Annotated in this window: 19 protein-coding genes; 2 read left to right on the top strand and 17 right to left on the bottom strand. The window is 44.7% G+C overall.

What is annotated here, in order from left to right; all coding sequences use genetic code 11:
- Positions 1–35: 35 nt before the first annotated feature.
- Positions 36–1163 (top strand): MFS transporter, encoded by a 1128-nt coding sequence (locus WDY75_RS14760; RefSeq protein ID WP_063480673.1) that lies wholly within the window; start codon positions 36–38, stop codon positions 1161–1163.
- A gap of 19 nt (positions 1164–1182) precedes the next feature.
- Here the strand turns inward: WDY75_RS14760 and WDY75_RS14755 are convergent, their stop codons facing one another.
- The 13 genes from WDY75_RS14755 to WDY75_RS14695 all read right to left on the bottom strand — a co-directional run bounded on the left by WDY75_RS14755 (position 1183) and on the right by WDY75_RS14695 (position 13104).
- Positions 1183–1809 (bottom strand): ABC-2 transporter permease, encoded by a 627-nt coding sequence (locus tag WDY75_RS14755; protein ID WP_006210428.1) that lies wholly within the window; start codon positions 1807–1809, stop codon positions 1183–1185.
- Positions 1802–2668 (bottom strand): ABC transporter ATP-binding protein, encoded by an 867-nt coding sequence (locus WDY75_RS14750; protein ID WP_063480672.1) that lies wholly within the window; start codon positions 2666–2668, stop codon positions 1802–1804. Before WDY75_RS14750 ends, WDY75_RS14755 begins: the two co-directional genes overlap by 8 nt.
- The gene (locus WDY75_RS14745) at positions 2665–3048 is read right to left on the bottom strand and encodes a GntR family transcriptional regulator (RefSeq protein ID WP_040680669.1); all 384 of its coding nucleotides are present in this window, start codon (positions 3046–3048) and stop codon (positions 2665–2667) included. Before WDY75_RS14745 ends, WDY75_RS14750 begins: the two co-directional genes overlap by 4 nt.
- 121 nt (positions 3049–3169) lie before the next feature.
- Positions 3170–4372, bottom strand: coding sequence for a macrolide family glycosyltransferase (locus WDY75_RS14740; protein ID WP_063480671.1), 1203 nt, complete (start codon positions 4370–4372; stop codon positions 3170–3172).
- Between the two features lie 68 nt (positions 4373–4440).
- The gene (locus WDY75_RS14735; RefSeq protein WP_063480670.1) at positions 4441–5448 is read right to left on the bottom strand and encodes an NADP-dependent oxidoreductase; all 1008 of its coding nucleotides are present in this window, start codon (positions 5446–5448) and stop codon (positions 4441–4443) included.
- 79 nt (positions 5449–5527) lie between these two features.
- Positions 5528–5854, bottom strand: coding sequence for an ArsR/SmtB family transcription factor (locus WDY75_RS14730; RefSeq protein ID WP_006210432.1), 327 nt, complete (start codon positions 5852–5854; stop codon positions 5528–5530).
- Positions 5855–6055: 201 nt separating this feature from the next.
- Complete coding sequence (locus WDY75_RS14725; RefSeq protein ID WP_006210433.1) at positions 6056–6967, bottom strand: helix-turn-helix transcriptional regulator; 912 nt, start codon at positions 6965–6967, stop codon at positions 6056–6058.
- Positions 6968–7013: 46 nt separating this feature from the next.
- A complete protein-coding gene (locus WDY75_RS14720) occupies positions 7014–7421 on the bottom strand; it encodes a BlaI/MecI/CopY family transcriptional regulator (RefSeq protein ID WP_063480669.1) in 408 nt (135 codons plus the stop codon).
- A gap of 183 nt (positions 7422–7604) precedes the next feature.
- Positions 7605–9518: a M56 family metallopeptidase gene (locus tag WDY75_RS14715; protein WP_063480668.1), complete on the bottom strand. Its 1914-nt coding sequence runs from the start codon at positions 9516–9518 to the stop codon at positions 7605–7607.
- Positions 9518–9928 (bottom strand): BlaI/MecI/CopY family transcriptional regulator, encoded by a 411-nt coding sequence (locus WDY75_RS14710; protein WP_063480667.1) that lies wholly within the window; start codon positions 9926–9928, stop codon positions 9518–9520. The genes WDY75_RS14715 and WDY75_RS14710 overlap by 1 nt, the downstream gene beginning before the upstream one ends.
- A gap of 175 nt (positions 9929–10103) precedes the next feature.
- Positions 10104–10838, bottom strand: a complete 735-nt coding sequence (locus WDY75_RS14705; RefSeq protein ID WP_063480666.1) for a hypothetical protein — start codon at positions 10836–10838, stop codon at positions 10104–10106.
- Positions 10839–11285: 447 nt separating this feature from the next.
- Positions 11286–12077: a squalene/phytoene synthase family protein gene (locus WDY75_RS14700; protein ID WP_063480770.1), complete on the bottom strand. Its 792-nt coding sequence runs from the start codon at positions 12075–12077 to the stop codon at positions 11286–11288.
- A 463-nt stretch (positions 12078–12540) separates the two neighbouring features.
- Positions 12541–13104 (bottom strand): TetR/AcrR family transcriptional regulator, encoded by a 564-nt coding sequence (locus WDY75_RS14695; protein ID WP_006210444.1) that lies wholly within the window; start codon positions 13102–13104, stop codon positions 12541–12543.
- A gap of 167 nt (positions 13105–13271) precedes the next feature.
- Here WDY75_RS14695 and WDY75_RS14690 point away from each other — a divergent pair, with 167 nt between their 5' ends.
- Positions 13272–14735, top strand: a complete 1464-nt coding sequence (locus tag WDY75_RS14690) for a DHA2 family efflux MFS transporter permease subunit (RefSeq protein WP_063480665.1) — start codon at positions 13272–13274, stop codon at positions 14733–14735.
- 241 nt (positions 14736–14976) lie between these two features.
- Here the strand turns inward: WDY75_RS14690 and WDY75_RS14685 are convergent, their stop codons facing one another.
- Genes WDY75_RS14685 through WDY75_RS14670 form a run of 4 tightly spaced genes read right to left on the bottom strand, consistent with a single transcriptional unit; the run spans position 14977 to position 18733 of the window.
- Complete coding sequence (locus WDY75_RS14685; protein WP_063480664.1) at positions 14977–15684, bottom strand: FAD-dependent oxidoreductase; 708 nt, start codon at positions 15682–15684, stop codon at positions 14977–14979.
- Between the two features lie 13 nt (positions 15685–15697).
- The gene (locus WDY75_RS14680; protein ID WP_063480769.1) at positions 15698–17953 is read right to left on the bottom strand and encodes an ATP-binding cassette domain-containing protein; all 2256 of its coding nucleotides are present in this window, start codon (positions 17951–17953) and stop codon (positions 15698–15700) included.
- 55 nt (positions 17954–18008) lie between these two features.
- Positions 18009–18407, bottom strand: a complete 399-nt coding sequence (locus WDY75_RS14675; protein WP_006210449.1) for an SRPBCC domain-containing protein — start codon at positions 18405–18407, stop codon at positions 18009–18011.
- Positions 18404–18733 (bottom strand): ArsR/SmtB family transcription factor, encoded by a 330-nt coding sequence (locus tag WDY75_RS14670; protein ID WP_006210451.1) that lies wholly within the window; start codon positions 18731–18733, stop codon positions 18404–18406. The genes WDY75_RS14675 and WDY75_RS14670 overlap by 4 nt, the downstream gene beginning before the upstream one ends.
- Positions 18734–18792: the final 59 nt, after the last annotated feature.

Here is an 18792-nt window from a genome sequence, read left to right as displayed (position 1 = left end):
TTTTTGGGTAATCTACATTATGAGGTGATCGTATCGTGTGGAAAATCGTGTTTCCGGGCTTGGCCATGATTGCTGTAACGTATGCTTTAGCTCGTTTAAGTTTCGGGTTGTTTCTTCCCGATATTTCAAATTCTTTAGAATTAAGCGAAAGCGACGGCGGGCTTGTCGGCTCTACTGCTTACCTATCATATTCAATCGCTTTACTTGTTTCTGCAGCCTTAATTAAAAAGCTGGGACAACACAGGGTAATAGTCATTGCGGGTCTGACGGCAGTTTTGGGGTTGTCAGGAATTGCTTCTGCACAATCTTATCTGCACCTGGTGATTAGCATGTTTATCGCTGGTATTGGCAGTGGCTTGGCCTCCCCCGCATTAAGTCAAGCGGCGCAAAGTGCACTCTCCAAACAAGAGCTTGATCAGGGGAACACATGGATAAACAGTGGAACAAGTTTTGGCGTCATTTTAACAGGTCCCATTGTATTACTTTTTGCGGAACATTGGCGACTATCGTATATTTTCTTTGCTATTATCGCTATAGGCGTGTTGTATTGGAATTATTATTCTATTCCATCTCGTTATGACCAGAAACAAGCTATGGATCAAAAAATGAATTGGCTATCCGTCATGAATAAATCGAAGTTTTTATTATTAGCTTCCCTCATAAGTGGTATAAGTTCATCCATTTACTGGACATTTTCAAGAAGCTATATAACGGTTGAATATAATATGACAACAAATGAAAGTGTGGTCTTTTGGATCATAATGGGGGTGGCTGGTATTGTAGGCGGAGCAGCAGGCGGGTTTATCCAAAAACTCGGGTTAGCCTGGTCTTACCGCCTCCTTCTATTTTTATTGTTTATTTCTATAGTTCTTCTTACGGTTCCATTGAATTGGACTCATTATTTTTCCGCAGCGTTATTTGGGAGTTCCTATATATTCCTAACAGGTTTGTTTATCGTTTGGGCAACTAGAATATTTAGCGTCCTACCAGCTTTGGGAGTAAGCTTATCTTTCCTAGCATTGGGCATTGGGCAATCGCTCGGCTCTTTCTTTGCTGGAAGATTGATAGAGATGACCAGTTACCCGTTTAGTTTTATTCTGTTTGCTGGAATAGGATTGATCGGTCTATTATTTCCTACAGAAAAGGCAGCCGATTCATGCTGAACGGCCACCTTCGTGGAGCTTATATGTCCTTCCGGTTAAACAAATACACCGTCAAGTAATAGGAACCGATGCATAACAGGATGAGGCCAACGGGGATTAACAGCAATGCCCTACCGCCAATGCCTCCATTTACGCTGATCTGCTGCATGAGGAAAGCTGCGGGCTGCGCCAGAACAATGAGGGCGATCATGAATACCGCATTAATGATGCCGGCTCCTTTCTTGTTCAGCGCATAAAAAAGCGGCATATAGATTGAAATGAGAACAAGCACGATTCCCATGGACACCAGTATAGCTGCAATCGAATTATCCGGTTTGTTGAGCTGTGGGACAGCAAGTCTAACGATCCAGTGAATTCCGTAGGAGGCCAGAATTCCAAATAACGTATATACAATGGCTGTTAAGTATTTCGCTTGCACGATATGCTTGCGGCTAATCGGAAGTGTGACCAGAAAATGATGGTTATTGTTTTTGATATCGATCATGGTAACGAGAATAACCGCTCCGAAAGCTGTATAGATTCCAACGAAATGAAATGATATCTCGCTGCTTGGTATAAAAGCGAGGCTGAATACAGCCAGATACATGAGGATCGTCCAAAGTGAGCTTTTGATTGCAATGAAGTCTTTACGAAGCAGATTAAGCATGGATTCGTCCTCCTTTGGCGGTAAAATACATGATGTCTTCTAAGGATGGCTTCTCCAACAGAGCATACCCTCCAAACAATCGTTCCGCCTCCTGCCTGTCATCCACTAAACCTTCGAAACCAACTGCTGTCTCACGAAGCCCGATAAAGTCATTTCGAATGTCGGAATCCAGCAGCTGCTTGTCGCCCTTCACAATAACGTATCTCTCCATGACTTCTTCTTTCGTTTCGTTAAACACAATCTTCCCCCGATTAATAAACGTTATATAGTCGGCAATACGATCCAAATCCGTCGTAATATGGCTCGAGAAGATGATTGTGTTTCTCTCGTCCTGCATCATATCCGCAAGCAGATCCAGCAGTTCCCTTCGAAATACAGGATCCAGACCCGAGGTCGGCTCATCCATGATAAGCAGCTCAGCCGCGTGAGATAATGCCACAGCAAGAGCAAACTTGATTTTCATCCCCTTGGACAAGTCGGCAATCTTCTTTTTGGGTGACAACTCGAATTGTTCCAGATAGTTGTTGAATTTCTTGTCATTCCATTTCTTATAGAAGGGCGCAATCATTTTCTTGGTGTCGGATATCGTGAGATGCTCATAATAGAAGCAATCATCCGAGACAATGGCAATACGCTGTTTGATATCGACCTCATGTGCAGGCATATCATTGCCTAATATTTTGACGCTGCCGGAGTCCGGGCGAACGATGCCGAGTATCATCTTGATTAAAGTGCTTTTACCCACGCCATTCGGACCGATGAGTCCGGTAATGTAGCCTTGTTTCACGTCCAGAGATATCCGATCAACGGAAAACAGAGGATATTTTTTGGTTAAATTGCGCAATTCGATTGCATTCATGGGGTGTTGTCCTCCTCAAACAATAGGTTCAAGTGATCGATGAGATCTTGTTGACTCATGGTTAACTCCTTGCTTTCCCGAATGATCTCCAGCATCTTCTCTTCCAGTCTCTTCATGCGCTGTTCCCTGATAAAATCCTTATTGGCTCCTGATACGAAGCAGCCCTTGCCCACAACGGAGTCGATGAGCTCTTCTTTCTCCAGCTCTTCATAGGCGCGCTTCGTTGTAATTACACTAACCTGCAAGTCTTTCGCAAGCTGCCGAATCGAGGGAAGGCTGTCCCCTGCCTGCATTTCTCCACTGAGGATGCTTTGTCGAATCTGATTGATAATCTGTATGTAAATCGGATCGCTGGATGCGTTGGATATAATAATGTTGATGTTCTGTACACCTCACAGTCGAAGTTGAATGCATACCGTATATATATAATATATACACTATATACAAGTTCGTCAATCATTCGCCCACGTGAAGTCAAAAAAAAGCTGCCATCTTCGGCAGCTAGATATTGTATTGACTTTTATATTTGAATATCTCATCCACTGCTTGATAATACCCGCCTGATTCTAGAAACGAGTTCCTCATGTGTTCAGCAGCTTGCTTGAAAGACAGGTTGTTTAACACTTGATCTGCAGCTTCACGAAGTTCATTTGCGGTCAAGCTTTGCATGGATAAGGTGATGCCTGCTCCGACATTAGCCACTTGCCTTGCGATTACAGGCTGATCCGCGCTCTGTGGAATTACAATTAACGGAACTCCGTTATAGAGACCTTCGTGGACACTGTTCATTCCACCATGTGTGATAAACAATTTGGCGTACTGCAGTACATCAGTTTGCGGAACATAATGTTTTACGATGAAGTTTTCCGGGATTTCCCCTAAATCGGATAAACGGATCTGATGTCCAATCGACATGACAATCGAGTAACGCGTGTTCCCAAATGCCTCTAAACAAAGCTTGTAAAATTCCAGCGCCTGGTTAAAGACCGTACCCAGTGAAATGTAAATGGGTTCTCCTCCCTCGATTGCAGTAAAGTCAAAGGGCTCCTGATTCAATCGCGAAGAAATGGAGGGTCCTACAAATTGATACGTTGGGTCGAATGCCTCTCCTTCATATTGAAACTCTCGGGTTGTATATACGAGGGTAAGGGGAGCGGGATTACAAAACACTTCAAATGGCGAATGTATTTCTACGCCGTATTTTTTGCACACACTTGCCGTCAGGCTTTGATATTTATCTTCTATGGATTTAACAACTTCAGCAGGAACCTGTTCGAAAAAATGCTTCAGCGTGTGATCGAAGGATTCTTTGGTTTGTGCAAATGAGGTGCAGGAATTGATGGCTGGAAGCCTAAGAATTTGGGAGAGCAAACGTCCGCAACCAAACATGGAATCATGAATGATGTAGTCATACTGTTCTCCCTTGATCTGTTCAAGAACGCTTGGTATGACGATATCCGCCGTAAGTAAGAGACCGTTGATCCTTTCAAGCAAATAATCTCTTCCACCTGAGATAAAGGCTTTGATGAATTGTTGATCGTCGAATGTTCGCGTCGAAGCCCCTGTCTTCTCAATACGCTCCCGAAAAGCTTCTGCACAAAAGTACACAACTTCTTCCCCGCGCGACACAAGCTCCTGCACAACTCCAATCGTTGGATTGACATGCCCTTCTGATCCGCCATTGATAAACAAAACACGTGCCAATTTCTACCACTCCTTGTTCTCTACAGTGTGTAAGACAACTTAGATTACCATAGGGCTCTATTGTTCTATTATAACTCCTTCACAGTAACAACAACCTTTCCTTTGGCACTTCCGCCTTCAAGATACTGAAGCGCCTGAGCGGCATCTTTAAATTCAAATACCTTATCTATCACAGGTTGAAGATGACCTGCTTCAATCCATTCCCTGATCAGCTGTAATTGCGCTCCGCTTGGTTTCATAAAGAGAAAATCATACCTCGTGTGACTTTTCTTCTCCAGGCTCGTGATCTTACGACTAACCATGGACAACAGGAACGTCTTGATCCATCCTAACTGTGCTTCTTTACCGAATCTTGCGTTTGGCCAACCGGAGATGGATACGATTCTTCCATTGGGTTTGAGGACTCGAAAAGATTTTTCCAGCACTTCACCCCCTAATGTATCATACACCGCGTCATATCCCCACAGCAGTTCTTCGAATTTCTCTTCTCTATAATTAATGATCCGGTCGGCACCAAGTGATTTGACTAAATCGTAACCTTTCTCGCTAGCTGTAGTCGCAACATAGGCTCCCATCTGTTTAGCAAGCTGGATAGCAAAAGTGCCTACGCCCCCTGATCCTGCGTGAATTAATATTTTCTGGCCTTTTTGAAGGTTCAATATATCGTAAAAGGCTTGGTAAGTCGTAAGCCCGACCAGTGGTATGGAAGCCGCCTGTTCAAAACTCAGATTCCGTGGCTTCAGAGATATATCCTCTTCATGAACCGCAATATATTCGGCTAGTGTCCCGATTCTGTTTTTGCGGGGTCTGCCGTATACTTCATCTCCAGGTTTGTATGTTTTAACCTTCTCGCCCACCTTGACGACGACTCCGGAAAAATCATTTCCCACGATCAGTGGAAACTCATAGTGCAGGAGAAATTTTGCCTTTCCTTCTTTGATTTTAATGTCGATAGGATTTAAGCTTGCGGCATAAATTTCCACCAGCACATCCTGTTCCCCGACATGAGGCACAGGCATTTCTGTCAGTAGCAAGGGAACATTTTTTCCGTATTTCTCGATTGTCATGGCTTTCATCACACATCACTCCTATTATGTTGTTATGTTTAAACATATGGACCAATCAGACGATAAAACAAGCTGCCCTTAATATCTCTTACTTGTCTGGAAGGCTCGTGCACTCTTCGATGGCCGCAATTAATGATTTGAGCTGATCCAGTGGTTTGCGAACAGTCAGTACATAGTAATTTTCCACACTCTTTTTTTCAAAGCTTACATAACCCGACTGCTTCAATACCTTCAGATGATGAGAGACGGCAGGTCTGGACAAATTGATGTGCTCTGCTATTGTATTGACATTAAGCCCCGCTTTATGCTGCGCAAGCAGTAAAATGATGGCTTGGCGTTTTTCATCTGTCAGCACGTCCAGCAAAGGAATGCATTCTTTGAATTGTTGCACAATATGCTCCGTTTTCTGGCTCATATAGCTCCCGCCTTCCGTTTATTCGTTTAACTATATAAACCTATTATAATCCTCTTGTTGATAAAATCAAACTGGATTATACCGTCTGGATTGCGGTCACAGTTAATTATATACAATGCGGTCCAGAATTCCTTGACGATGGAATGATAGTGTGGTTTAGCATATATAAAAACTCGCATGACAACTGCTTGTCATACGACTTCATACTTCATAATGTTTAAGTGTATTCTGGAGCTCTTCTCTTAAAATTTCTCGCAGTACAGAAGGTTCAAGGACTTCGACCCCGCTGCCAAAACCCAGCAGTATAGACCAAAGCCAGCGTGCTTGCAAAGGCTTGTTAACAGGAATTCGCATGATCATGCTGCCGTCTTCATGAAATTGCTTCTCCACCTGGTGAAACTGATCCATCGCTTCTGCTAAAGCATCAGCTCCCACTCGGATCACTACGTCCTCCACCTGATCTTGCCCTGCCCCATTAGACAAACCAATCTCGTCCGTATCGTGACGCGGCTGAAAGGTTTCCTCTGTTAAGAACAAATTCATCATCCGGGATAGCCGGAATTCTCGATAATCTCGCCGTTTCATGCAATAACCATAGATATACCAATTGCTATATTTAAAATGAAGTCTCACAGGCTCCATCTCACGGGTTGTAAGTTCATTCTTTCCATTAATGTAATCAAAACGGATGATATTACGCTTCGTAATGGCCGTGCGCAAAACAGGAAGTGCTCCAAAATCCGTACGATGGGTTTCAAAATCCACCGCTAAACTGGAAGACCGATACTCCGTTTCAATCGTTTGCAATCGTTCAATGGTTCCTTGCGCACGGCCGTCTTCAAATACCGAGGAGAGGCTGCTGAGCACCGTGATCAAAGTAGAGACATCATACGAACCGAGCAAGCTTTTATCCATTTTAAATCCGTCGATGATGCCAAATCCACCTTTGTTTCCCTGATACGATATGACCGGAAAGCCGGCTGCACAGATCACATCGATATCTCTATAGATGGTTCTTGGGGAAACCTGAAACTCTTCGGCCAAGGTGGAGGCGGATAAAACCTCGTGGTTTAACAGCTTGTAGATCATCGATATCAATCTTTCCAATTTCATGATATCCCCACCCGCTATCACACAATTTTTAATTCCTGCTTATGTGTTATCCTTTTTTTTTGGGCTCCTCGTCTCCCCCGTTCTCGTCAAATAAAACTTTCAGATCCGCAATCTCCTGTGCGCTCAGCTTTTTATCCTGCAAAAAGTTGGCCAGCATCGGCTTTAATGATCCACCATACAGTTTTTTCATAAAAGATTTGGTTTCGGACCGCAGGTACTCCTCTTCAGTGATAATCGGGTAAAATAACTGGGTGCGTTTTGAGCCCTTTTCCAGCTTCGCACCCGCTGCTTCCTTCTGCACCAGACGGCTGAGAAGCGTTCGGGTCGTATTCGGGCTCCACCCCATTCGATCCGTCATTTGTTTCACGACTTCACTGGATGGGCAATCCGGATTTGCCCACAAGACGCGCATAATTTCCAGCTCTGCATCCGTAATGGGTGGTATTGGGTTCATATATGAAACCTCCAAAGTCAATTCAATTCAAACTACGCATGTAGTTACATCCATGCTATAATTCTAGTTTGCTAATGTCAACATGTTTTGTTCAGGACAATTTGGCAGTCTAAAGAACCCATGCCATCCTGTTTCCAGAATGGCATGGGTCTAATATAGAATTACATAGATGGACCAAAATCGTTATTCTTTTACCGCTGCCTTCAGGATTTCAATTTTTTGTTTCTTGGGCATATCCGTTGTGGTTGAAATACTGTATTCGAATTTGTCGGTATGCCAAAAAACGTATTTTGGATAGATATGAGCGGGGAAGTCATCTTCAAAGAATCCTTTTTTCGTATTTCCCTCAGAGTCTAATGTAGATTTGGAAATTGCCAATACGTCTTTCCCGTTACTATACTCAAGACGGATGGTTGCCGCCTCTTTCCAGTCTATCTTTTTCGCATAGATAGGTTTACCGCTCTTCTTACCTTCGGCTCTGACTTCATTGATGAATTTTCCTTCGATCGGACCTTCAATTCTCGCTTTGGAAAATGTATACCCCGCTGGCAGATTTGAAGGGTGCTTCAAGATGGAGCCTTCCAGCGTAGCAGCTTTGTTCAAGTAGTCCTCGTATGCTGTGTATTGTTGGATCCCTCCCCAATAACTTAAATCCAATCCGCTGTTCAAGTCTTTGTATTTATGAAACAAGACGTACATATCATCGGACTCCAGCGTTAGCTCCTTAATTCGATTGATCTCATTTTCGATAAACTTTATGTCCTCTGCAGGTATAAGCTTCGCTGCTTCCGTTGCTTTTTTCACGGCTTTTTCTTGTTCTTTAGTATAGCTCTCAAGATTCACCGAAGAAGCCGTAATTTGCTCGGGAAGATTATAATTCCATGGTTTATTCAGGGCGGCTTTTGAATCCTGTTCCGATTGAACGGAAGCCGTTTGCGCTGTGCTTTTTGCATCGCTTTCTTTTGCATCAACCAATGTTACGCTGCCAAGGGCGAGAATCATTGTCATCCCGAGGATGGACATATGATAAGATTTTTTCTGAAATTGTTTGATCATGGTAAGTCTCCTTTTTAATTGTTTATGCGTCGCAGACAGGGCAGCAAGTCCAGGCTGATGAGGGCTGCCTGAAAAATGCTCCAGCACATGAATGATCGTTTGCCCGTATGCATTGTTTTTTTGCGGGCTCAGCCGGTCCAGGGCACATGCGTCGCAGGCTATTTCCTGATCCTGCCTTGCTCTATGTACGGCGAGCCATACTAATGGATTAAACCAATGAAGGATCAGAACGATGTGCATGATCCAGTTCATGGCCACATCCCAGCGTCGTATATGGGCGAACTCATGCGCCAGAATATATTGAATCTGCTCCTTTTTCAACGTAACAAGCAAACGAGGTGAAATAACAACCACAGGTTTATAAAAACCGACCACCGCAGGCCCGGGAATGTGTTCCGATGCCACAAACCGCACCTTACGCTTCACACCCAACAGCAGCTTCGTTTCATCGAACAATGATGATAAACGAGGAGTTTCAATAGGACGTCCTGTGCGGAGAGCTTGTTTTAGTCGAAGCTGATCGCATACTGTTTTTACGGTTAGGATCAGAACACCGGATAACCAAGCCAACATTAGCATATTGGTGAAGCTCAATTGCTTGAACCCACTCCACCACATTGGCCTATCCTGCGAGTGTACCGATAGTTGAGACGGATCGGTTGCTCCCGCAGCTTCTCTTATGAAGCCATTTCTCTCTGCAATGAAAGTTGGCTCCGCTTGAACTGCTATTTCGCTCTCGGTACCTGATTCTTTCCACCATTTATGCCAGAATGACAAGCCTTGGGTTTGCTGATGAATACCGGGCGCTATAGCCTCCAGAGAAAAAACATTGTATAAGCTTAATGAAGATTCCGGTGCCGAAGGAAGCAGCAAGCGGATCACCACAGGAATCCAAAGCAAGTATTTCCATCTGGATTCAAGCTTGTTTTTCATTAGAAACTGCAGGGCCAGGATAAGAACAATTAAGATGCCAGCCATGAATGATCCACGCAGGACCCAGCCAAAAACAGACAAAAGACTTTCATGCAAGGAAGGACTCATCACGTATCTCTCTTTTCTGCTTCACCGCAGCTGCCGTTTTCATCAAATAAAGCCTTCAGATCCTCGATTTCCTGCGCATTCAGCTTTTTATCTTTCAAGAAATTAGCCAGCATTGGATGTAAAGCTCCGCCATACAGCTTTTTCATAAAGGATTTGGTTTCTGATCGCAGATATTCCTGTTCGCTAATGAGAGGATAAAACAGCTGGGTGCGCTTCGAATTCGTTCCCGGCTTCGCCCCAGCCGCTTCCTTCTGCACCAATCGACTGAGGAGCGTCCTGGTTGTATTGGGGCTCCATTCCATTCGTTCGGTCATCTGTTGTACGACGTGACTGGAAGGAGAATCCGGATTTGTCCATAGGACGCGCATAATTTCCAGTTCTGCTTCGGTAATCGGTGGTATGTAATTCATGCATGAAACCTCCAAAATCAATTTACTCAGACTACATGTGTAGTTTAAATAAATACTACATCTGTAGTTTCGTAATGTCAACACGTTTTGGCAGAGAATAACGTTATCTCTCTGTTACATGCAATAACTAGCCGTATAGTCTGTGCATAAAACTTATAGACTGGATCACAAAAAGTTATTCTTTGACCGCAGCTTTCAGAATCTCGATCTTTTGTTTCTTAGGCATATTCGTTGAGGTTGAAATACTATATTCGAATTTGTCGGTATGCCAATAAACGTATTTGGGATAAATATGAGCCGGGAAGTCATCTTCAAAGAATCCTTTTTTTGCACTTCCTTCTGAGTCCAATGCATGTTTGGAAATGGCCAGTGTGTCTTTCCCTTTTATATACTCAAGGCGGATAGTTACAGCCTCTTTCCAATCTATCTTTTTCATGTAGATAGGTTTTCCGCTTTTCTTGCCCTCGGCTCTCACTTCATCATTGAACTTTCCTTTCGTTGGCCCTTCAATCCTGGCCTTGGAAAACTTATATCCTTTTGGCAGGTTTGAAGGATGCACCAAGATGGAGCCTTCCAGGGCAGATGCCTTTTTCAAATAGTTTTCGTATGAGGTGTACTGATGAATCCCTCCCCAATAACTAAGATCGAATCCGCTATTCAGTTCCTTGTATTTATGATATAAGACATACATATCATCTGAATTCTTAGTTAACTCCTTAACGCGGTTGATCTCATTTTCGATAAACTTTTTGTCCTCCGCAGATATGGACTTGGCTGGTTTGGCCGCTTTGCCAACAACGTTTTTCGGGGCCCCTTTGGTGGATGCCGCCTCTGCCCCAAGGTTTACGGAAGAACCTAGCAATAGAATGCAACTTAATGCTGCTATTGCCACTTTTGTTGGTGCTTTCATTTTTGTAATGCTCCTTTGCTATAATTTTTTAAGTAAGACTACAGCTGTAGTTACAATTCAATACTACATCTGTAGTTTAATAATGTCAACTATTTTGTTCAGACCCTTTTTGGCTTCATGTCAAACTTACCTTCTATTGTTCCGCTTGATATTGTTGATGACCCTGTGAATCCACCCAAAACAGCGGCAGCCAAGACGAGAACGTCCTGGACTGCCGCTGTTCGTTAAGCTATAGTTCTCGGTTAGCCATAATAACATTTTTGGTTCACTACCAGCACCAGCCTTCGGCATATGCTCGCATTAAAAACTAACATGACTACAAATGACAAGAAGCCGTTGAGCAACTGCTTCAGCTGCGGCATACATCGGCTCTTTATCAGAACAAACAGAAAAGAAGCCGTTACCCATAGCTTCCGGCTTCTTGTTCTCTAGATGCGACAAGGGATGTTATCCTGTCACACGATTTACAATTTTCAGAACGGCATCTCTTGTTAATTTGCTTCCACCTGCGGAGATGAGGTTCACCGTAGCGTGAGCTAACGCCAGTGGAATCTTGCAAAATTTTAATGCTGGACCATGTTTCAGGTCTGCAACATAAGAGTCTGCGGTTTGCAAATTGCGCCGAGTGTACTGCTGCATTTCCTTGAATCCCCATCCGTCAGGATAAAAGTCAACGCCACGTTTAAGATCCTCCTCCCGATTTCGGAGAATATTCACCGCTTGCAGCCCTCTTCCGAAAGCAACGGCCTTCGTTAAATCGGATTGCGTTCCATCATACCATAACCAAAGCTCTGACAGCATTTCACCAACCATTCCGGCAACGCTGTAGGTGTATTTGTCCAAATCCTCTTCGGTATGAATGTTCCATCCGTGCTGAACCCAGTCAGCCATATGTAACGACATCTTAGCAGTGTAACGATATACGATTGGAGCTGCGGTGGGGGGACACAGAGCGGCCCATTCGTCCAGCTGCATCGTAACATCCGGTAATACCGTCCGATAGGGTGATAGTACAATATGTGCTTGCGGTACACCCATTCTATCATCCTGGGATTTAAATGTTTCATAAATGCCACGAAGCAGTTCGATCTTCAGTTCATTCGAGAGCTCATGATGATCCTCGATTTCATCTATTGCCCGCATGCATAGATAGGCAGAGGCAACAGCCTCCCTTAAGCCTAATTCCAAATAACTTATGGGTATATAAAACGTTCGGCTCGTCTTCTTTAGCATGGTCATTGCTTCATTCAATGCGACGTTATTAATGACTACTCCCTCCAAGTATCAGCTCAGCTTTTTATTTTTCGTTGTTTTACCATGATAACATAATTTTGTACTCTCAATCCAAATATGATACTCCGGTCCTCGTACAAAAGAGAAGCTGCTGCACAGCGCAGCCCTCGGCAATGCAAGTAGATACCTCAAGTAAAAGGGTGACCTCATAGAAGCCACCCTTTTTCGATCCCAAATGCAGCTCCTGTCTAGGGATATAGGTCACCACGAATGCCAGAGCAGCACCGGGATTCGCCGCCACGATGAATTGTTTGTTAAGAATTTATACCTACGTATACACCAAATGATCCAGGATGAATCAACATGGTCTTTTGGATCGTCTGTTGAAGCAGGATTTCCTCTGTCATCGACATGCGCCTGCTCCTTCTACAAGAGCAGCAAATACTTACCGTGGGGACTTCTTTCCATATTAAGTAATTGGCGATTTCTTATACAATTGCGTGATTTGGTTTGCAATGTGCTCAGAGCTGAAATGAATCCCTTCTCGAATCCACCACATGATGATGCCGATGATTGATGCCGTGAGAATCTCAATGGAAACCCAGTCTTTTGAGATTCTGCCTTCGTTTTTTGCTCTGTCCCTTCGGGCTTCTATCAGCTGTTTAAATAGGCCGAACAGTCTGCCTTCATAATGCTTATACTCAAACAATACGGCAAAGAATTTCCGGTTCTCATAGATATAATCCAAAAACACAGTCAAGCCCTCCCGATTATCATGGATCTCGGAATTCACCAACGGCTCCAATTTTATTGACAGTTCGTCAAAAATATCATTCGTGACAATCGACATTAAATCGTGGATGTCTTCAAAATGCAGATAGAACGTGGCCCTGTTCAATTCAGCGCGATCCGCTACCTTCTGAACGGTTAGCTGTGAGATGGAGTGTTGTTCGATCAGTAGAGATAGTGCAGCTTGTTTAAACAGCTTCTTTGAGCGGACAGCCCTAGGATCTTCTTTTTTTTCGATTGTCATTCTCTGCTCCTTTATCGATTAATTTCTATTTTATCAACGAATCAAGATCCATCGTTGATTAGTCGACATATTGAGTGAAATTGCAAATAGGCACTCTTTTTCCGGTATGATATTATCTATTTTATCGATATGGTGTTGAGAAAGCAATGATTGGAAGGAGTACAATAATGCAGCAAGAGAAGCCGAATGTAAAAAAAGGGATACTATTATTTATACTGATTTTAGGTTGTTTCTTATCGACCTTGAACCAAACATTATTAAATGTTGCACTGAATGACCTTATGGATGTATTTCAGGTTTCAGCAACGACCGTCCAATGGCTTGCAACGGGTTTTATGCTTGTGAATGGCGTGTTAATCCCCGTTACGGCATATTTGATGAGACGATTTACGACGAGGCAGTTATTCGTCAGCTCTATGTTATTTTTATTGATTGGCACAGTGATTTGCGCTGTATCACCAAATTTCAGCATCTTACTGATGGGACGCATGATCCAGGCAGCCGGAGCGGCGATCATTACCCCGCTTATGATGAGTGTCATACTGATTGTTTTTCCAATTGAAAAAAGGGGCAGCGTCATGGGCCTAATCGGCTTTGCCATTATCTTCGCCCCTGCTATTGCCCCAACCTTAGCTGGATTTATCATTGAATATGTATCCTGGAGATGGCTGTTTATCGGTTTAGCCCCTCTAGTCTTCATCGTGATTTTACTGGCATTAAAGTATCTGGTAAATGTATCCCAAGCGGCAAAAGCCAAGCTTGATATCATCAGTGTCATCTTGTCCACAATTGGATTTGGTTTCATCCTCTATGGCTTCAGTAATGCCGGGAGCAAAGGATGGGCATCTCCTGTAGTCCTGTTGTCCTTAATTATCGGCGTTATGTTCACGACATGGTTCTGTATGCGTCAAATGAAATCAAAGGACCCGCTGCTGAATTTGGATGTGTTCAAAAATAAGATCTTTACCTTAACCTCACTCATCAATATATTAGTCACCATGATGATGTACGCGGACATGATCCTGCTGCCGCTGTATCTTCAGAGCAGTCGAGGCTATTCTGCTTTTGAGGCAGGCCTGTTATTATTGCCGGGTGCTGTGATCAATGCATTTTTATCACCGGTAACTGGCAGGTTATACGATAAATTTGGAGCAAAACCACTATTTATCATCGGATTATTGTTTGTTATACCTTCGATGTGGGCTGTAACGGACTTAACGGCTTCGACCTCTTATTCCTATTTAATGATTCGAACAGTCTTTTTACGAGTAGGCTTAAGCTTTATTACGATGCCGCTGAATACAGCAGGATTAAACGCACTACCCAAAGAATTAGGCACGCATGGTTCGGCTGTGAATAACACAGTTCGTCAAATTGCAGGTGCCATTGGGACAGCTGTCGTTATTACGATATATACGTCGCAGGCTTTGAAGCATGCAGCAGACATCAAAAGCCAAAATGAACTTGTATCACCAGATCAAGTCGCCAGTCTCTCTACCATGCTGGGTTCGAGTGACGCCTATTATTTTATGATGATATTGGCTGTTCTGGCGCTGGTTATGACACTCTTCATGCCGCCCTCAAAAGGAATTGCAAAAAAGGAATCCGCAAAGGCAGCATCTGTTGAGTAAATAAAAAGGTAACGTCATTCACTAATCAAGGTTTGCTCATGAGTGATCTAACGTATCTCCGCTTTGATCGCAGGTGATACGCGGCGTCCGCTACGCTGCCTCTGAAGGCAAGTGTAGCCGTCGTGGAATACAAGATACACGCAGCTATCAGTTCAATACCATTAAAGCAAAAGGGTGACTTCAATGAAGTCACCCTTTGTCAATCTCCTATACATAGCGATAGGCTGTATGCAAATATTCGTTACAATCCATAAAACGCATCTTTTTTGATATTTTGCTTCGCGATTTTTTTATTTTGCAGCAAATTCGTTATCGACTCAACCATGGATTTTGGACCCGCGATAAAGTATTTGCCCTGGTTCTGATATTGGTTAACAAACCTATTGATTTCTTGCTCTAATGCTTCCCTAGATTCAAGATAGGATATTTGAACGGCAGCCGAGTTAGCCAGAGCATCGAGCTCATCCCGAAAGAGGTGTGACTTCTGACTGTCCAGATACAGCACACGCACGGGTTTCCCCTCTCTGTCTCTTCCAGCAGTCATTTGCTTCAGGATTGCTCGAAAAGGCGTAATGCCAATACCGGCTGCAATTAGCAGCGATGGGTGTTCTTGATCCAAATGAAATGACCCTACAGGACCGCCCATCTTGATTTTCATTCCAGGTTTTAATTCCAACATCGCTTGTTTGAAGTCGCTGGGGTTATCACCAATTCTCGTCGTAATTTTAACAACGTTCTCCGTCGGAGCAGAAGCTATGCTGAAAGGCTTCGTTGGGCTTTTGATTTTCTTGTGTATAATGCTAAACAAACCGTACTGCCCTGCCGTCCACGTTAAATCCTCATCTTTTTTGAATGAAAAAGTATATACATCTTCCGATTCTCGAAGGCTTTCTATAAATAACAATTCTCGCTTTCGGAATACGGAGATCATGTCTTTAAAAAAAGCCATTATGCATTCCCCCTTACCTCAAATACCTGCCCGTAATGGAATGCTCTTCATGGATGATCTCCGTAGGAGTTCCTTCGTATACCACCTGACCACCCTTGCTGCCTCCGTCCGGTCCCATATCGATGATCCAATCCGCTTGGCTGATCACATCGAGGTTATGCTCGATGACAATGACCGTATTGCCGGCATCCACCAGGCGGTTCATGATCTCCAACAGATGGCCGATATCTGACATATGCAGCCCAGTCGTTGGCTCGTCCATCACGTAGATACTGCCCTTCTTATGCAGCTCGCTTGCCAGCTTAATACGCTGGCATTCACCGCCCGAAAGGGTGCTTAGCGGCTGACCGAGCGTAATATAGTTCAGCCCTACATCACTCATTGCCTGGAGCTTGCGCACAACCTCTTTTAGCTGAAAGAATTCCAAGGCCTGCTCTACCGTCATCTCCAATACATCGGCAATGGACTTCCCGTTCAGCTTGTACTCCAGCACCTCTTCCTTGAATCGCTTACCCCCGCATACATCACATGGAAGTTTCACGCTGTCAAGGAACGCTAGATCCGTATACACGACACCCAGCCCTTGGCAGTTCTCGCATGCCCCCTTGGAGTTGAAGCTGAAGAGGCCTTGATTGACTTTGTTCGCGGATGCAAACGCCTTGCGAACATCATCCATAATGCCCGTATAGGTCGCTGGATTCGAGCGTGTAGACACGCCTACCGCCGATTGGTCGATGACAATCGCATCCGATTGCTGGCTGAGGAATACTTCGTTGATCAGCGTGCTTTTGCCTGAACCGGCGACACCCGTAACGACGGTAAGTACCCCGGCAGGAATATCGACACTCACGTTCTGCAGGTTGTGCAGTGTGGCATCCTTAATGGATAGCTTGCCGGATGGCTGCCTGCAGTCCTGCTTCAGCTTAAGCGCTTGCTTCATATGGGTTCCCGTCAGTGTGCCTGCTTCCAGAAGACCCTGGAAGCTTCCTTCGTACACGATGGCACCGCCGCGGCTGCCGGCGTGAGGCCCAACGTCGACGATATGGTCCGCGATTTTGATCACATCGGGATCATGTTCAACAACAATGACGGTATTGCCTTTGTCGCGCAGCTTCTGCAGCAGTTCATTCAAGCGGTGTACATCACGAGGGTGCAAACCAACGCTGGGCTCATCAAAGATGTAAGTGACATCCACGAGACTGCCGCTTAAGTGCTTCACCATCTTGACGCGCTGTGATTCGCCGCCGGACAATGTATCCGTCTCACGGTCCAGAGTCAAATAATCAAGTCCGATATCGACCAGATGCTGCAAGCGCTCGCCCAGTGACTTAACCACCGGTGCGGCGACCGCATCGTCAATCTCCCGAATGACGCGGACGAGTTGTCCGACCTCCATGGAAGACAACTCCGCAATGTTATATCCATTAATCCTGCAGCTTAAGGCGTCCTGGCTGAGCCTCGCACCATGGCAGCTGGAGCAAGGCCCCTCGGAAATGTAGGGTGCAACCGCTTTTTGTGTCCGCTCGGACTTGGTCTTGACATCCTGCTTGATGTATTTGTTAGTGAACTTTTCGATGGCGCCTTCCACCGTTATATTCGTTGCCTTACCGGCGAAATCCATCTTCACTTTCCTGGCCTTGCCATACAGCAGCTGTTCCAGCTCTTCATCCGAGTAATCACTCAGCTTCTTGGCAGGGTCGAAGTCTCCCGACTGCACAAGCATGTTCCACTCCCAGCCGTTCACTGAATAGTCCGGCAGCATGATGGCTCCTTCATTCAGCGACTTGGACATGTCCACCGCCTTGCCCATATCTACGCCTAATTTGCGGCCGATTCCGTTACACTCTGGACACATGCCTTGCGGATCGTTAAAGGAGAACATGTTCGCTCCTCCAACATGGGGCTGACCCACTCGGGAAAAGAGTAATCGGAGAATGGGAGATATATTGGTAATCGTGCCCATCGTGGAATGGGAGCCCCCGCCCAACCGCTTCTGATCCACAATAACCGCCATGCTCAGATTTTCGATTGCATCCGTATCCGGCTGCGGAACACGGGGCAGGAAGGTACGTATGAACATGCTGAAGTTCTCATTCAACAAACGTGTGGATTCCGCAGCAATCGTATCAAAGACGATCGAGGATTTGCCAGATCCGGATACCCCGGTAAAAATCGTGATCTTCCGTTTGGGAATACGCAAGGATACGTTCTTGAGATTGTTTTCCCTCGCACCTGAGATAACGATATATTCCTGATTAGATTCGTTCATGCCGTTCATGCTTCATATCCTCCAAGTTTTTTTCTTTTCTACTGCTGAAACAAAGTTATTGTGCCAACACCTTTTCAAGCTCGACGGTCCAAGCGCTCCAACCATACTTAGCGCCTTCAAGTCCATGGACATTGGAGAATCCGATTTGCTCGAGATGAAGGTTAACCTTCCCATCCCCTAAATCCTGCAGGGTCCAGTTCACCGTGTGTTGCTCATCCCCGGTTGCCCAAATATAAGACAATCGATGGGGTTCATCCACGATCGTTACTTCACCTTCAACAATTCCATCCCATCCATTGTACGGCTGATGACGAAACTGAAAACGATGTCCTACGACAGGTTTAAAATCATTTTCCGTAATCCACTGGGCAAGCTTGTTGGGATCGGTCAAAGCGCTCCATACCTTTTCAATTGTTGACGTGTACTGAAAATCCATAGATAAAGTTAAACTCATTCTTCTTCCTCCTCTAATAACTGCTTCAATCGAAGCATATTCGTGCTCCAGTACTTGTTGTAGAAGCCCACCCAATCTTGAACCTCTTGCAGTGGAGAGGCATTTAGCCTGTATCTCGTTTCCCTGCCTACTTTACGGTCCTCCACCAGTCCGGCCTCTTTAAGAATTGTCAAATGCTTCGATACCGCTGTGCGGCCCATTTGAAACTGTGGCGTCAACTCATGCAGGGGCAGCTCCTCTGCCTCTGATAGCAGATGAATCAGATGACGCCTGGTTGGATCTGCAATCGCATCAAACACGTCTCGCAACTGATTGATCTCGGTCACAACACCCTCTCCTATAATATTATTGCCAAGGGACAGGCGTTAGTTTCCCATCCATTAAA

It is taken from the genome of Paenibacillus glucanolyticus (assembly GCF_037333485.1).
In the GTDB taxonomy this organism is placed as follows: Bacteria; Bacillota; Bacilli; order Paenibacillales; family Paenibacillaceae; genus Paenibacillus_AQ; species Paenibacillus_AQ glucanolyticus.
This window is presented reverse-complemented; position numbering and strand designations above follow the sequence as displayed.

Bases quoted from the DNA above. Each gene is read 5' to 3' on its own strand.
- WDY75_RS14755 (WP_006210428.1), bottom strand. From the start codon at position 1,809: ATGCTTAATCTGCTTCGTAAAGACTTCATTGCAATCAAAAGCTCACTT.
- WDY75_RS14750 (WP_063480672.1), bottom strand. From the start codon at position 2,668: ATGAATGCAATCGAATTGCGCAATTTAACCAAAAAATATCCTCTGTTT.
- WDY75_RS14735 (WP_063480670.1), bottom strand. From the start codon at position 5,448: ATGAAAGCCATGACAATCGAGAAATACGGAAAAAATGTTCCCTTGCTA.
- WDY75_RS14730 (WP_006210432.1), bottom strand. From the start codon at position 5,854: ATGAGCCAGAAAACGGAGCATATTGTGCAACAATTCAAAGAATGCATT.
- WDY75_RS14725 (WP_006210433.1), bottom strand. From the start codon at position 6,967: ATGAAATTGGAAAGATTGATATCGATGATCTACAAGCTGTTAAACCAC.
- WDY75_RS14720 (WP_063480669.1), bottom strand. From the start codon at position 7,421: ATGAACCCAATACCACCCATTACGGATGCAGAGCTGGAAATTATGCGC.
- WDY75_RS14715 (WP_063480668.1), bottom strand. From the start codon at position 9,518: ATGAGTCCTTCCTTGCATGAAAGTCTTTTGTCTGTTTTTGGCTGGGTC.
- WDY75_RS14710 (WP_063480667.1), bottom strand. From the start codon at position 9,928: ATGAATTACATACCACCGATTACCGAAGCAGAACTGGAAATTATGCGC.
- WDY75_RS14705 (WP_063480666.1), bottom strand. From the start codon at position 10,838: ATGAAAGCACCAACAAAAGTGGCAATAGCAGCATTAAGTTGCATTCTA.
- WDY75_RS14700 (WP_063480770.1), bottom strand. From the start codon at position 12,077: ATGACCATGCTAAAGAAGACGAGCCGAACGTTTTATATACCCATAAGT.
- WDY75_RS14695 (WP_006210444.1), bottom strand. From the start codon at position 13,104: ATGACAATCGAAAAAAAAGAAGATCCTAGGGCTGTCCGCTCAAAGAAG.
- WDY75_RS14690 (WP_063480665.1), top strand. From the start codon at position 13,272: ATGCAGCAAGAGAAGCCGAATGTAAAAAAAGGGATACTATTATTTATA.
- WDY75_RS14685 (WP_063480664.1), bottom strand. From the start codon at position 15,684: ATGGCTTTTTTTAAAGACATGATCTCCGTATTCCGAAAGCGAGAATTG.
- WDY75_RS14680 (WP_063480769.1), bottom strand. From the start codon at position 17,953: ATGAACGAATCTAATCAGGAATATATCGTTATCTCAGGTGCGAGGGAA.
- WDY75_RS14675 (WP_006210449.1), bottom strand. From the start codon at position 18,407: ATGAGTTTAACTTTATCTATGGATTTTCAGTACACGTCAACAATTGAA.